Raw genomic sequence first — 13,284 nt, 5'->3', positions numbered from 1 at the left:
GCTGGCGGCACATGAGAGGCAGATGAGATCAGAGGCGCCAGATGACCTCGACGCCACCATCCTCGGGTGACCGGATCTCGATCTGGGTGCCGTGGGCGTGGACGACCTGCGCGACGATGGCGAGCCCCAGGCCGGATCCCGGAGTCTGGCGCGCCGTGTCCGAGCGATAGAACCGGTCGAAGACGCGGGGGAGGTCCTCCGCGGGTATCCCGGGTCCGCGGTCTCGAACTCGGAGGTCGTTCTCCGTGAGCCGGATCGTCACTGTGCCGGCGGCCGGACTGAACTTCGCGGCGTTGTCGAGCAGGTTGGTGACCGCGCGACCAAGCCGGTCGGGTGCGCCGCTGATCACGGTCGGGCTCAGCTCCGCCTCGAAGATCAGTGAGGGCCAACGCCGTCGGGCACTGGCAAGGCTGTGCTCGACGACCTCATCGAGGCGTACGTCATGGAGGTCACTTGACGACAGGTCTCCGCGAGCCAGCTCGATGAGATCGGTGATCAGGTCGGTCAGCTCGACCAGCTGGCTGTCGATACGGCGGAGGACTCGCTCCTGCTGGGCCGCTGCGAGTGGTTCGGCCAGGGTGAGGAGACTGATGTCCGAGCGCAGGGCCGTCAACGGCGTACGCAGCTCGTGGGAGGCGTCCGCGACCAGATTGCGTTGCGCGGCAAGGGATTCCTGAAGAGCGGCGAGCATCGTGTTGAAGTTCTCGGACAGCTGCGCCAGCGCATCCCGGCCACGTACCGGGATGCGGTGTCCCGGATCTCGTGTCGTCGCCACCTCTTTGCTGACCGCGGCGATGCGGGCGACAGGACGGAGGCTGATCCGGGACACGAGATAGCCCAGGGCGCAGGCCAGTCCGACACCGCCAAGTCCGATGATCGCCAGCAGTCGCCTGATCCGGGCCAGGCTGTCCTCGACCGGATCGATCGGGACGGCGACCTGGACGGCCTCGCCGGCTCGTAGTGGTAGCACCAGCATTCGCAGCTGACCGTGCTCAGATCGCACGTCTGCCAGATAGCGAGGCCGTTGACCTGTGGCTACCTCACGGGCTTGTGTCGGCACGGGCATCGCCGCTGCACCACCGGCGGATGGAGCAGCCCGAACGACCCTCGCGCACGCCGGCGTGCCTTGCCAACGACAGTCCGCTGCCAGCGACGGGTCCCAACCGTTCTGCTTGACCTGCAAGCGAATTCGGTTGGCGTCGCGGGTCAGGTTGAGGTCGACCTGGTGATGCAGCTCCCGAGCGAACAGGATGTAGCCGGCCGATGCCACCAACGCAATCGCGAGCGCGACAGAGACGGCGGCGACGACGGCAAGCCGCGTACGCAGCGGCCACCAGTCGCGCCTCACGAAAGCCTCAGCTGGTACCCAGCGCCGCGCACCGTGTGAACGAGACGCGGCTCACCGTCCGCCTCCAGCTTCTGGCGCAGGTAGCGGATGTAGACCTCGATCGAGTTGCTCGTCGGCCCGAGGTCATAGCCCCAGACCCGCTCGACGATGACGTCCCGGGTCAGCACCTGACCGGGGTGGCGTACGAGCAGCTCCAGCAGGGCGAACTCGGTCTGGCTGAACTGGATGACGCGTTCGCCACGGCGACCCTGCCGAGCGGCCGCGTCGAGCTCGAGGTCGTCGAAGACCAGCGGAGCCTCGTCCAGTGTCGGGGCGCTGCGACGGAGAAGCGCGCGGACTCGGGCGAGCAGCTCGCCGAGGTCGAACGGCTTGACGAGATAGTCGTCGGCCCCGGCGTCCAGCCCTGCCACTCGGTCAGGTGTCTCGGAGCGGGCCGTCAGCATGAGGATGGGCGTACGGTCACCTGCGGCTCGAAGGGCGCGGCAGACCCCTAGCCCGTCGAGGCCGGGCATCACGACGTCCAGCAGGACCAGGTCCACGTCGCGGCTGGCCAGCACGGCAAGTGCTTCCCCGCCGTCCATCGCGGACGTCACGTCGTACCCATGCACCGTGAGCGCATCGGTGATCGCCTCGCGCACCGCGGGCTCGTCATCGACGACGAGGACCGCAGTAGGACGGTCGTGGTCAGCCATAGAGGCGATGATCGCAGCCGCCTTCTCATCTACCTCTCATCGTGCTTGGTCAGTGTGCCGGCATGAAGGTGTTCTCCCGAGGTCGCGACCTGGCCGTGACTGCGCTCGCAGTCAGCCTTGTTGGTGTGCTGCTCGGTCATCGGTTGATCCCGGACGTGGGCGGGTTCGGAACGGCGCTCGACAGCGTGCTGCCGTGGCTCGTCGTACCTGTCGCCTTGCTCCTGGTGTGTGCGGTCGGCCTACGGTCCCGGGCGGGCCTGGTCGCCGCACTGGTCCCAGCCGTCGTCTGTGCTGCGATGTTCGGACCCGAGTTCCGGCGTACGGCATCCGCAGTTGACGGTGGAGGAAGCCTTCGGGTGCTGAGCGTCAACATCGGCGCCGGCAACCAGGAGGTCGACCGCGCCGCCCATCAGCTCGCGCGGTCAGAGGCGGACATCGTTGTGGTCCAAGAGGTCACCCAGCGCACCAGGTCGGTGCTCCGCCGAGCGCTCGGACAGGACCATCCGTACAGCCGGTCGGTGGGAACCGTTGCGGTGTGGAGCAGGTACCCGATGACGGACTGTCAGCCTCTCGATCTCGCTCAGGGCTGGCCGCGTGCGCTCCGCGCTCGAGTGTCGACCCCGCGTGGCGAGATCGCTCTGTACGCCGTGCATCTCGCCTCGATCCGCCTCGGGCGGACGGCGGGTCGAGATGGGGCCCTACGAGCCCTGGCCCAGCACATCGATGGGGACCGCTCAGGGCGAGTGCTTGTCCTCGGCGACCTCAACACCGCGTCGACCGACCGACGCTTTTCTCTCCTCACCCGCTCGCTGCACGAGGCGCGCGACGGGTTCGGGTTCACCTGGCCGGCCGGCTTTCCCCTCACCAGGCCCGATCACATCCTCAGCCGTGGGCTCACTCCGGTGGGCGTCGACGTCGTGGAGATCGCCGGCAGCGACCACCGCGCTCCGACCACGACGTTTCAGATCCCCCGACGCTGAGGCGGCGGACACGATGTCGGGCGTCGGCGCTGCGGGGGGCCGACGCCCGACCATGCAGAATCGCTTAACAGATACGTAGGAAAGTTCGCTTGTCCTGAGGTGTCGTACGACGCGACGATGGAGGACATGAGCACGGGCACCGCGGCGACCACAGCGCCCTCAGAGACCAAAACCGTTGTACCTCAGACGATCTCGGCCAAGGCGGCCCTGGCTGCCGGCGTGACGATCCTGCTCTGGGCGTCATCCTTCGTGGTGATCCGCCACTCCGGCACCGGTCTGTCGGCCGGGCCGATGGCGCTCCTGCGGGTGGCCGTCGCGGCGCTCGTGCTGACACCGTTCGTGCTGCGAGGCGGCACCCGGCCGCTGATCCCTCGCGGGGCCGCGCTCGGCCGCGTGGTGGCGTACGGCGTGATGTGGTTCGCCGGCTACAACTACGTCCTCAACACCGCCGAGCGTCACGTGGACGCCGGCACCGCCGCACTGCTCGTCAACGCCGCGCCGATCCTGATGGCTCTCGGCGCGGGCATGTTCCTGGCCGAGGGCTTCCCGCGTCCGGTCATCGTGGGCTGTGTCATCGGCTTCATCGGGGTCGGCGTCATGACCCTCGGCGCTGGTGGTGCGGACAGCCACGCGGACACGGTCGGCGTCGTGCTCGGGCTGGTCGCGGCCGTCCTGTACGCCGTCTCCGTCCTGGTCCAGAAGGTCACCCTTCGCGACATCGACGGTCTGCGAGCCATCTGGCTCGGCAGCGTGGTCGGGGTGATCGCGATGCTGCCGTTCAGTGGTCAGCTGGCGGGCGAACTGGGCAGTGCGCCGACATCGGCCATCGTGGGCATGGTCTACCTGGGCGCGTTCTCGACCGCGATCGCCTTCACGACGTACGCCTACGCGCTGCGGCACATGTCGGCCGGGCGGATCGGCCCGTTGGTCGGCTACCTCACGACGGTGTGCACGGTGTTCATGTCGTGGCTGTTCCTGGACGAGGTGCCCACGACGATCACGCTCGTCGGTGGCGCGATCTGCATCGTCGGCGTCGCGGTGAGCAACCGCCGCTCGAGGGGCTGAACCCGTACAGCAGATTGTCCGGGTTCTGTCCGTGGCGCTACATCCGTTGCGGGAGAAAGGATCTCGTTGCCCGACCCCGGGCGTGCGACATCCGCTCCGTCCGCAAGGAGAATGACCATGACACGGTCCAAGACACTGTCGATCCTGCTCGTCTGTGCCGCAGGTGCGGCCGCCCTGGGGATGTCGGCGCCCGACGCCGCGCACGCGGACGCCGCGACGTACGTGAAGCACGTCAAGAGCAACGTGCCGACCACTCCCTGGTACGACGGCTCGTCCGGCTCCTCGAACTCCCACGGGTGGAAGGCCGCATGCAACACCTTCGAGGTCTACGAGAACAACAACGGCCGCTACCACCTCACTGCGAACTGGGGCGGCGGCTGGGTCCGGATGGACGACGTCGCCGCGGGAGACGGCGGGACCACCTGCAACCCGTAGCCCTGGATCGGGGCGGCGTCACCTCGGCCGCGGGGTGACGCCGCTCTAATGCGCCTCCTGCACCTCGAGCTCGCCGTCGGCGTACCGCTGGCGCAGCACCTTCTTGTCGAACTTGCCCACACTCGTCTTGGGCACCTCATCGATCAGCGCCCATCGCTCGGGCAGCTGCCAGCGAGCGACCTTGTCCTCCAAGTACTTTCGCAGGTCGGCCACGGTCGCCGTCGCGCCCTCCTTGAGCACGACCGTGGCCAGTGGACGCTCGTCCCACTTCTCGTCCGGGATGCCGACGACGGACGCCTCGACCACGTCCGGGTGGCCCATCAGGTGGTTCTCGAGGTCGACCGAGCTGATCCACTCGCCGCCGGACTTGATGACGTCCTTGGCGCGGTCGGTCAGCAGCAGGAACGAGTCGGCCGTGAGCGCGCCGACGTCACCCGTGCGCAGCCAGCCATCGTGGAACTTGCCGGCGATGTCGTCCATCTCGGCGGCGGACTCGGTGCCGTTGGAGAAGTACGTGCCGGTGATCCACGGCCCGCGAACCTCGAGCTCGCCGACGGCCTCGCCGTCCCAGGGCTGCTCAGTACCATCCGGTCCGATCAGCCGCCCGTCGACACCGCACAGCAGCCGTCCCTGCGCCGCCTTGTAGCGCCAGTACTCGTCGGAGCCCTTCTCGACCCGTGCCGGAGGGAGCGCCAGGCTTCCCACCGGTGACGTCTCGGTCATGCCCCAGCCCTGCACGATGTCGATGTCGTAGCGGTCGTGGAACGCCTTCATCAGCGACGGCGGAGCGGCGGCGCCGCCGACCATCAGCATCCGACAGCTGGACACGTCCGGCTTCTCCGCGTCGAGGTACTGCAGCAGGCCGTTCCAGATCGTGGGTACGCCGGCGCCCCCGGTGATCTTCTCGGCACCGATCATCTGGGCCAGTGGGGCGGGCTGCAGGAAGCGGTCCGGCATGATCAGCGTCGCGCCGGTGACCATGGCGGCGTACGGGTAGCCCCACGCGTTGGCGTGGAAGAGCGGGACGACGATCAGCAGCCGATCGGCCTGCGTGAAGCCCAGCGTCGCCGCGACGCCCACCGCGTGCAGGTAGTTGCTCCGGTGCGAGTAGGCCACGCCCTTGGGGTTGCCGGTGGTCCCGGAGGTGTAGCACATCGAGGACGCGTCGTTCTCGTCCAGATCGATCGGCCAGTCGAACGATGTCGGCTGGTCCGCGATCAGCTCGTCGAAGTCGTGCACCTTCTCGACCTGCTCGGGCGCTTCGAGCGCGACCCGAACCTCTTGTGGCACAGGGCCGTTCACGATCACGTGCTTGACGGAAGGCAGCGCAGGGAGGATGCGTGCGAACGGCTCGGCGAGCGAGTTGTCGACGACCATGACCTCGGACCCGCCGTGCCGTGCGACGTAGACCATCTGCTCTGGGAACAGCCGGATGTTGATCGCGTGCAGCACGGCGCCCATGGACGGCACCGCGAGGTAGGCGATCATGTGCTCCGCGTTGTTCCACATGAAGGTGCCGACGCGTTGGTCGCCCGTGATGCCGAGCCCGCGCAGGGCGTTGGCCAGCTGGGCGGCCTTCGTGCCGACCTCGCCGTACGTCGTACGCCGAGGCTCACCGTCCGTCCAGGTGACGACTTCGCTGTCGGCGTGGGCCGTCGTACCGAATCGCAGCAGGGACGAGATCAGCAACGGCGTGGTCTGCATCGTGCTCTTCATGTGATGAGGGTCTCATCCGGCCGCGGCCGGACGGCAGAACTTGTCCAAACGCGGAGACCTGGGGGAATAGCGACGGGACCGGCAAGGCTGGTCTGGCAGACGGGGAAATCTGCGAAGGGTCTGCGATGACGTCCGAACGCCGCACCATGGCGGTCGCCTGCCTGCTCGTCTTCATGACGCAGATGGCGACCACGATCTACCTACCGTCCTTGCCGGCGGTCCAGGACGAGCTCGGGATCACGCGCGGGACGACCGCCCTTTCGGTCTCATTGTTCGTGGTCACTGCAGCCGCGCCCGTGGTGCTGTGGGGGAGGGCGGCCGATCGCTACGGGCGTCGTCACGCAGTGCTGTCCGCGCTCATCCTGTTCGTCACGTCGAGCATGCTGCTGGCCGTGGCCTCGACGGGTGCCCAGCTGCTGACCCTGCGCGCCCTCCAAGGCGCCGGTGCGGGTGGCGCCGCTATCATCGCGCGCATCATTGTGCGTGACCTAGGCGCCGGCGATGCGCTTGCCAAACGGCTCTCGGTGCTCTCGATCGCCTTCGTGACCGCCCTCGGCGGTGGACAGTTCGTTGGGGGACTGGTCGGCCGATACGCCTCGTGGCACTGGGGATTCGTCATCCTGGCCGCCCTAGGAGTCATCGGTATCGGCGGCGTCCTCACCTTGCGGCTAGAGGCGGGCGACGGTCGCGTCGAGGGGAGTGCGCTGGGCATCTATCTCGACATCGCGCGCACCCGGGCGTTCCTCCTGCCGTCCATTGCGGGTGGGCTCGGGTTTGGCACGATCGTCCTCCTGCAGGAGGTCGCCCCGTTCGTCTTCCAGGAGTACTTCGGGTTGGGCGTCGAGACGTACGGCGCGCTCGGGCTGCTCTTCGGACTCGCCTACTTCGGTGGTGCGTTGACGGTGAATCGCCTTGCGCTGTCAGTGGGTTCGCGTCGTCTGATGCGCATCGGCGCGGTGATCATGACGGTGTCGAGTGCGCTGATGGTGACGCTCTGGCTGGTGCCCGACGTCCGTCTCGGCGTGGCCCTGGCCGTCTTCATCGGGCTCTACTGCCTGACGACCTTCGGGCAGGCGGCGCTGTTCCCGAGCAGCATGGCCGTGGCCGTCGGCGCCGTCCGGGGGAGGGGCGCGTACGCCGTCGCCCTCTGCGGGTTCGTCGCCCAGGGGATCGCCGGACTCGCCGCGACGTTCGCCGTGCTGCTGCACGAGAACCTCATGTGGTCCAGCGTCGCCGTGGCGTTCGGAGTGGCGGCGTTCCTGCTCGTACGCCGCACTCGCCCCGCCTGCCCCGCCGTCGCCGTCTGACGTCCTCTCCCCCCACACATTGACGTGGGCAACACGCATGCGTGTTGCCCACGTCAATGTGTGCAGGGTGCGACTGGCTGCTGCTGATTTGTGGGCAATGACGTGACGTGGCTCACATACATCGTTGTAAAGTGTGCGATGCATCGTTGTAAAACGCGTCCGGTGAGCCCGCCCGCAACGCGAGTCGCCGGCATCGACGAAGGAGCCCCTCGTGTACGACGTGCCCCGCCCCCAGGTCTCGCCCCCACCTCACCGATGGAGACTGCTCAGCATCGTGCTGGCGGTCGCCGCCCTCCTCCTCGCCCCTCCGGCCATCGCCGGCGCCTCTGCGCCCGGCCAGCTGGCTGGTTCCGCATCAGCCCCCACTGACGGTTGGCATCAAGCGCCCACCACGTTGCCGACACCCTGGACCGACCAGGTGTCACCGACCAACGCGCTGCCTGAGTACCCCCGACCGCAGCTGACGCGCAGCGCCTGGCAGAGCCTCAATGGCCTCTGGCAGTTCGCCGGTGCATCGGCCGGCGAGGCGCCGCCGGTCGGCACCAACCTCGCCGAGCAGATTCTCGTGCCCTACCCCACCGAGTCGTCGCTCTCCGGGATCAAACGCCACGAGGACTACATGTGGTATCGCCGCACCGTTCAGGTGCCACGCTCCTGGCACGTCGACAAGGGCCAGCGGCTCGTGCTCAACTTCGGCGCGGTCGACTACAAGACGACCGTGTGGGTCAACGGTCACCAGGTCGGGCAGCACACCGGCGGCTACGGCGCGTTCTCGGTCGATGCGACCGACGCACTCACCAAGAGCGGGCCGCAGGAGATCATCGTCGGCGTCGAAGACCGGGCCGACGCCACCTGGCAGCCCGTCGGCAAGCAGCGTCAGGTGCCCGACCGCGGCATCTTCTACACCGGAGCCTCCGGCATCTGGCAGAGCGTCTGGATGGAGCCCGTCTCCGCCCAGCACGTCACCGGGCTCGACATGACTCCCGACATCGACACCAACACGCTTGCCCTGACCGCACGTACCGCCGGCGCCGGCGGGCAGGCGGTCCAGGTCGTCGTACGGGACGGCAAGAAGGTCGTCTCGCACACCCTCGGGGTGGCGAACAAGAAGGTGACGGTCAAGATCCCGAACGCCAAGCTGTGGTCGCCGGACAAGCCATTCCTGTACGACGTACAAGTCACCGTGCTCTCCGGCAAGAAGAAGGTCGACCAGATCGGCTCGTACGTGGGCATGCGCGAGATCGGCACGGCCAAGGGCAAGGACGGGAAGCTCCGGATCACGCTCAACCACAAGATCACGTTCCTGCTGTCCACACTCGACCAGGGCTACTGGCCGGACGGCATCTACACAGCGCCGACGGATGAGGCGCTCAAATTCGACATCGCACAGACAAAAGCGTTGGGATTCAACACGATTCGCAAGCACATCAAGGTCGAGCCGGACCGCTGGTACTACCACGCCGACAAGCTCGGGATGATGGTCTGGCAGGACATGCCGGCGATGAAGACCGGCGGTGAGCCGCCACCGGATGCGCGTACCCAGTTCGAGTCCGAGCTCCGCGAGATGGTCGACCAGCACCACAGCTGGACGTCAGTCATCGGCTGGATCCCGTTCAACGAGGGCTGGGGCGAGTGGAACAAGTCGGACACCGGCCGCATCGCGAACGAGGTCAAGAGCTGGGATCCGAGCCGCCTCGTCAACGCGCACAGTGGCGTGAACTGCTGTGCGTCACATGGTGATTCGGGACAAGGCGATGTGCTCGACTGGCATGCCTACACCGGTCCAGCGCAGAACTCGCCGGACGCGAAGCGCGTGGCCATCGACGGCGAGCACGGTGGATACGGCCTCGAGGTCGACGACCACATGTGGTTCGGCGAAGGCCACGCGTACCAGATGGCCAAGGACCCGGCCGAGCTCACGAGCCTCTACGTCGGCAACCAGAAGGACGTCCTCACCTCGGCGCAACGCTGTGGCATCAGCGGTTCGGTCTACACGCAGACCACCGACGTCGAGCACGAGGTCAACGGCTTCTATACCTACGACCGACAGATCAAGAAGCTCGACTTCGGTCAGGTGAAGGCGGTCAACGACTCGATCATCCGCGGAGCCGACGGCTCGGGTGAGCCACCGCCTGACACCGGACCGGGTACGCCGGGGCTCGCCGGAGTGCACGCGTACACCTTCGATGAGAACGCTGGTAGCACCGCTGCCGACGGTGTCGGGAACGCGAATGCGACTCTCACTGGGGTCGATTGGGCACCGGGCGTCCACGCCTCAGCGGTGCACTTCGCTGGCGCGGGCGAGGGCGACACCGGTGCGTCCTTGGTGAAGACCGAGGGCAGCTACAGCGTGTCGGCGTGGGCCAAGCTGGACGAGGCGGGCGGCGGCTTCCAGACCGTCGTCAGCCAGGACGGCGGCGACCACAGTGCGTTCTTCCTGCAGTACAGCGGGCAGGACCAGCGCTGGGCGATGAGCTTCGTCGGCCTGCGCGCGCTGTCGCCGGAGAAGCCCGAGGTCGGTCGGTGGTACCACCTGACCGGCGTCCGGGACGCCAAGGCCGGAACGCTCGCTCTGTACGTCGACGGCAAGAAGGTCGCGAGCGAGTCGGCCTGCACCGCACCGGCATCGACCGGTCACACGGTGATCGGCCGCGGTCAGTTCGGCGGCAACAAGGTCGACTACCTGCACGGCGCGGCTGACGACGTGCGCGTCTTCGACCGGGCGCTCAGCGATGCGGAGGTAGCCCAGCTCGCCACCCGCTAGTCACATCTCGCCGGTCGAGTAGGCGAGCCCCAAGGGCGAGTCGTATCGAGACCAGGTGCGCGCGTGCACCTGGTCTCGATACGCCTCCGCTGGCGCTCCGGCTACTCGACCGGCGGTTGGGTGGTCAGTGCCAGGTGTGGCCGCCGTCGGCGGTCTTCAGCACGGTGGTCTGCGGCTCGCAGGTCGCCTTCGACTTGCCTGCGCAGGCCGTCTGCTGGACCAGCGCCTGGCCGTGACTGGCGTCGGTGAACGAGATCGACTGCGGTGCGGTCGGGAGACCGGACGTCCGCGCGGACGCGGCCATCGTCGTACGCCGACTGGCTGACCAGGTGCGCGTGCTCAGGTCCGCCGGGTCGACGACGACCGCGGTGTCACCGGCCGCGGAGGCAGGTGCGGCGACGCCGGGAGCCAGCGAGTTCGAGAGCGGGTGAGTCGACCGCAGGGTGAAGGTCGCGCCATCGGTCGACGTGTAGAGCCGCACGGTCGAGCGGCCGGCATCATGCGTGGTGACCGGAACCAGCAGCGAGCCGTCCTTGAGGACCGACGGCTGTCCGATCGTCGGCGCGGTCACCGGCACGTTGGCGTTGCGGATGGGAATCGTCCCGACCGGAGTCGCGCGCCAGCCGTTGGCCGCGAATGTGCTGTCCGCAGTGGGCGTTCCGAGCGGAGAGCTCTGCAGCTGCGAACCGAGCGGGCCGCCGCTGCGCCACTGACGACCGTGCCAGCTGAGAGGTCGGTCAGCGGCGGTCTTTGCCTGCGGTGCAAGGGCATTCGGCGCGCACGCATGACCGGGTGTGACGTGGTCCGCGGAACCGAAGACGGCGCCGTTCGCGCAGCGGCTGTCGATGTTGAGGGTGACGCCGTTGAACGTCTCGTTGTGATCGCCTTGGTACTGCTTGTGTCGCTGTCGGCTCGCCCAGTGGTCGCCGGCGATGCAGTCGATCGCGCCGGTGTCCGGGTTGTCGTCCCAGTCGGCGGCGTCGATGAAGTCTGGCCGGTTGGGGATCCCGAAGTAGTCGTCCAGCGCGCCACCGCACGCCGAGGAGTAGACGCCGGACGGCTGGGCCGGAGCAGAGTGCAGCTGCTCGGTCCAGCCGTTGATGAACGACTTGGACGCCGCACGGCAGGCATCGGTGTTGTTGGAGGCGCCCTCGATGTCGTAGACGATCGGCACGTTGGACTCGCTAGAGAGGGGCTTCCACGCCTGGTACGCCGCGATCGCCTCCGACTTGCCCTGGCTGTACGCCGTGCCCGGGTCGAGGCTGAACTTGTTGCCCGAGCCGGACCAGCACGGGCTCTGCGGGCCGACCCAGATCGGCAGCAGGTCCCAGCCCTGGTTGGTGACGTTCGTGACCCATGAGGCGGTGAGGTTGGGCTGGTCGCAGCCGCGCACCGAGCCGCCGATGTAGATGCCCCAGTACGAGAAGCGCGTGTTGTTCCAGAACGCGCTCATCTGCGACTCACTCGGCGCCGTGCACGAGTCCGCGCCGTAGCCGGTGAGCGTCACCGTGCCGAGCGCATCCGCGCGGGGCGCGCCACCGGGCGTACCGACGACACTCAGACTGGTTGCGGCGGCAACGGCACACGCACTGACGACCCACCGGTTGAGCTTGCGCGACATGGCGAGATCCCTTCGAAGAGGCGGCCCCTCGCGCGACGTTAGCGGCGGCTGAGCGACCGACCGACAAATTTTGCCAAAGACTGACTACTTCCGGAAACAAAGTTCCAGGCGCGACCCGCGGCGGACGTGCCGACCGAGACCGGGATCCCGACCAGACGGCACAACGCGACGAAACCGTCGGGCGTACCGGGCCAGCGGCGACGCAGCGTCTCGATGCCGCTCGCCTGGGCGATCGAGCGCAGCACGGCCGCCACCAGGATCGCGTCGTCGGCATAGCCGAGCACCGGGACGAAGTCGGGCACCAGATCGATCGGCAGGGCGAGATAGGCGAGCAGCAGGGCCAGTCGTACCCGGCTGCTGCGGGGCATCGTCGAATCCGTCGCCAGACGCTTCAGCAGGCGCAGCAGGTCGGGCAGGAGCCGCAGTGCCTCGCGCAGCTTTCCGTCACGTGGACGCAGCAAGAGGAGGGCTACGACGAGCGCGAGCCAGAGCACGAACAACGACGCGCCCGTCCAGATCGCTGCGGTCAGGAGCCAGTGCACGAGATGACCGTACGGTGTCCTACCGCTGGTGCCGACGAGACCGGTCAGAGCCAGCCACGCCGGGCGGCCTGCACTCCGGCCTGGAAGCGGGTGTGCGCGTTCAGTCGGCGCTGCAGCGCTCCGGCGCGGCGCACCACCGTTCGCCGCGAGATCTCCAGCCGCCGTGCGATCAGGTCGTCGGTGACGCCGGAGGACATCAGCTCCAAGATGTCCCGGTCCAGCGGGTCGAGATCGGTCATCAGGCCGGTGGGCAGCGGGATGGCCAGTTCCCAGAGTGTCTCGAAGCAGGCTCGGACGGTGTCCATCAGCCCGCACGGCCCGAGCAGGAGAGCGAGGACATCGTCCGGCTCCGGAGTCCGGATCTGCAGGACGGCCGCGTCATCGTCGCTGATCAGGACATGCAGGGGTGTGCCGGCCAGCGTGCGCGCCATCTCGCCGTGCTTGATGGACCTCTTCGCATGCTCGGCGGCGACCTTCTGGCTGAAGGCGACTCGGTCGTAGATCACGCGGTACTGGACCCCGGCCACCGTGCGTTCGCGCTGTCGTCGGGCCTGACGCTCCACCGGCGACAGGTCGGTGGGGTCGGCCATGGTGAGGTACGGCGGGCCCTCCATGCTGCGCACCTCTCGGGTGGCGCGGCTCTGCACCATATCGATGCAGTGCAGGACGTCCGCGCGGCCGCGGAGCACCGTCACGTTGACGGCTCGACGCTCGTCAGGGGTCGCAGAGACGAGCTCGGTGGCCTGGCGGCACACCTCGTCGGCACCGGTCGCCGGCGGCTGGGCTGACTTCTTGAGCGTCATGCGTCCCCTGG

General features: G+C 68.0%; 11 protein-coding genes. 5 read left to right on the top strand and 6 right to left on the bottom strand.

Translation table 11 applies throughout. The annotated features are described in order from the left end of the window. Nucleotides 1–28: 28 nt before the first annotated feature. Both VV02_RS23675 and VV02_RS23670 read right to left on the bottom strand, forming a co-directional pair. Complete coding sequence (locus tag VV02_RS23675; RefSeq protein ID WP_083450392.1) at nt 29–1,348, bottom strand: HAMP domain-containing sensor histidine kinase; 1,320 nt, start codon at nt 1,346–1,348, stop codon at nt 29–31. Next, a complete protein-coding gene (locus VV02_RS23670; protein ID WP_052595652.1) occupies nt 1,345–2,040 on the bottom strand; it encodes a response regulator transcription factor in 696 nt (231 codons plus the stop codon). Before VV02_RS23670 ends, VV02_RS23675 begins: the two co-directional genes overlap by 4 nt. Before the next feature lie 62 nt (nt 2,041–2,102). Here VV02_RS23670 and VV02_RS23665 point away from each other — a divergent pair, with 62 nt between their 5' ends. The 3 genes from VV02_RS23665 (at nt 2,103) to VV02_RS23655 (ending at nt 4,520) form a co-directional block, all read left to right on the top strand. After that, nucleotides 2,103–3,020 carry an endonuclease/exonuclease/phosphatase family protein gene (locus tag VV02_RS23665; RefSeq protein ID WP_052595651.1) on the top strand — a complete coding sequence of 306 codons (918 nt, stop codon included), beginning with the start codon at nt 2,103–2,105 and terminating at the stop codon, nt 3,018–3,020. A 126-nt stretch (nt 3,021–3,146) separates the two neighbouring features. Continuing rightward, nucleotides 3,147–4,085 (top strand): DMT family transporter, encoded by a 939-nt coding sequence (locus VV02_RS23660; protein WP_052597495.1) that lies wholly within the window; start codon nt 3,147–3,149, stop codon nt 4,083–4,085. Between the two features lie 117 nt (nt 4,086–4,202). Next, nucleotides 4,203–4,520, top strand: a complete 318-nt coding sequence (locus VV02_RS23655; RefSeq protein WP_157063518.1) for a hypothetical protein — start codon at nt 4,203–4,205, stop codon at nt 4,518–4,520. Between the two features lie 45 nt (nt 4,521–4,565). Here the strand turns inward: VV02_RS23655 and VV02_RS23650 are convergent, their stop codons facing one another. Continuing rightward, complete coding sequence (locus tag VV02_RS23650) at nt 4,566–6,236, bottom strand: long-chain fatty acid--CoA ligase (RefSeq protein ID WP_052595647.1); 1,671 nt, start codon at nt 6,234–6,236, stop codon at nt 4,566–4,568. 125 nt (nt 6,237–6,361) lie between these two features. Between VV02_RS23650 and VV02_RS23645 the strand changes: the two genes are divergently transcribed. Continuing rightward, entirely contained in the window at nt 6,362–7,543 is a 1,182-nt protein-coding gene (locus tag VV02_RS23645) for an MFS transporter (RefSeq protein WP_218917461.1), read from the top strand. 211 nt (nt 7,544–7,754) lie between these two features. Continuing rightward, the gene (locus tag VV02_RS23640; protein ID WP_245633181.1) at nt 7,755–10,307 is read left to right on the top strand and encodes a LamG-like jellyroll fold domain-containing protein; all 2,553 of its coding nucleotides are present in this window, start codon (nt 7,755–7,757) and stop codon (nt 10,305–10,307) included. A 124-nt stretch (nt 10,308–10,431) separates the two neighbouring features. On the opposite strand, the gene VV02_RS23635 is transcribed toward VV02_RS23640, so the two are convergent. The 3 genes from VV02_RS23635 to VV02_RS23625 are packed head-to-tail and all read right to left on the bottom strand — an operon-like array spanning nt 10,432 to nt 13,273. Then, entirely contained in the window at nt 10,432–11,928 is a 1,497-nt protein-coding gene (locus VV02_RS23635; protein ID WP_052595643.1) for a glycoside hydrolase domain-containing protein, read from the bottom strand. Nucleotides 11,929–11,966: 38 nt separating this feature from the next. Continuing rightward, complete coding sequence (locus VV02_RS23630; RefSeq protein ID WP_083450391.1) at nt 11,967–12,470, bottom strand: YkvA family protein; 504 nt, start codon at nt 12,468–12,470, stop codon at nt 11,967–11,969. 44 nt (nt 12,471–12,514) lie between these two features. After that, complete coding sequence (locus tag VV02_RS23625; RefSeq protein ID WP_052595642.1) at nt 12,515–13,273, bottom strand: helix-turn-helix transcriptional regulator; 759 nt, start codon at nt 13,271–13,273, stop codon at nt 12,515–12,517. Nucleotides 13,274–13,284 lie beyond the last annotated feature (11 nt).

The sequence above is a fragment of the Luteipulveratus mongoliensis genome (genome assembly GCF_001190945.1).
GTDB classification, from domain to species: Bacteria; Actinomycetota; Actinomycetes; order Actinomycetales; family Dermatophilaceae; genus Luteipulveratus; species Luteipulveratus mongoliensis.
This window is presented reverse-complemented; position numbering and strand designations above follow the sequence as displayed.

Bases quoted from the DNA above. Each gene is read 5' to 3' on its own strand.
- VV02_RS23670 (WP_052595652.1), bottom strand. From the start codon at position 2,040: ATGGCTGACCACGACCGTCCTACTGCGGTCCTCGTCGTCGATGACGAG.
- VV02_RS23665 (WP_052595651.1), top strand. From the start codon at position 2,103: ATGAAGGTGTTCTCCCGAGGTCGCGACCTGGCCGTGACTGCGCTCGCA.
- VV02_RS23660 (WP_052597495.1), top strand. From the start codon at position 3,147: ATGAGCACGGGCACCGCGGCGACCACAGCGCCCTCAGAGACCAAAACC.
- VV02_RS23655 (WP_157063518.1), top strand. From the start codon at position 4,203: ATGACACGGTCCAAGACACTGTCGATCCTGCTCGTCTGTGCCGCAGGT.
- VV02_RS23650 (WP_052595647.1), bottom strand. From the start codon at position 6,236: ATGAAGAGCACGATGCAGACCACGCCGTTGCTGATCTCGTCCCTGCTG.
- VV02_RS23645 (WP_218917461.1), top strand. From the start codon at position 6,362: ATGACGTCCGAACGCCGCACCATGGCGGTCGCCTGCCTGCTCGTCTTC.
- VV02_RS23635 (WP_052595643.1), bottom strand. From the start codon at position 11,928: ATGTCGCGCAAGCTCAACCGGTGGGTCGTCAGTGCGTGTGCCGTTGCC.
- VV02_RS23625 (WP_052595642.1), bottom strand. From the start codon at position 13,273: ATGACGCTCAAGAAGTCAGCCCAGCCGCCGGCGACCGGTGCCGACGAG.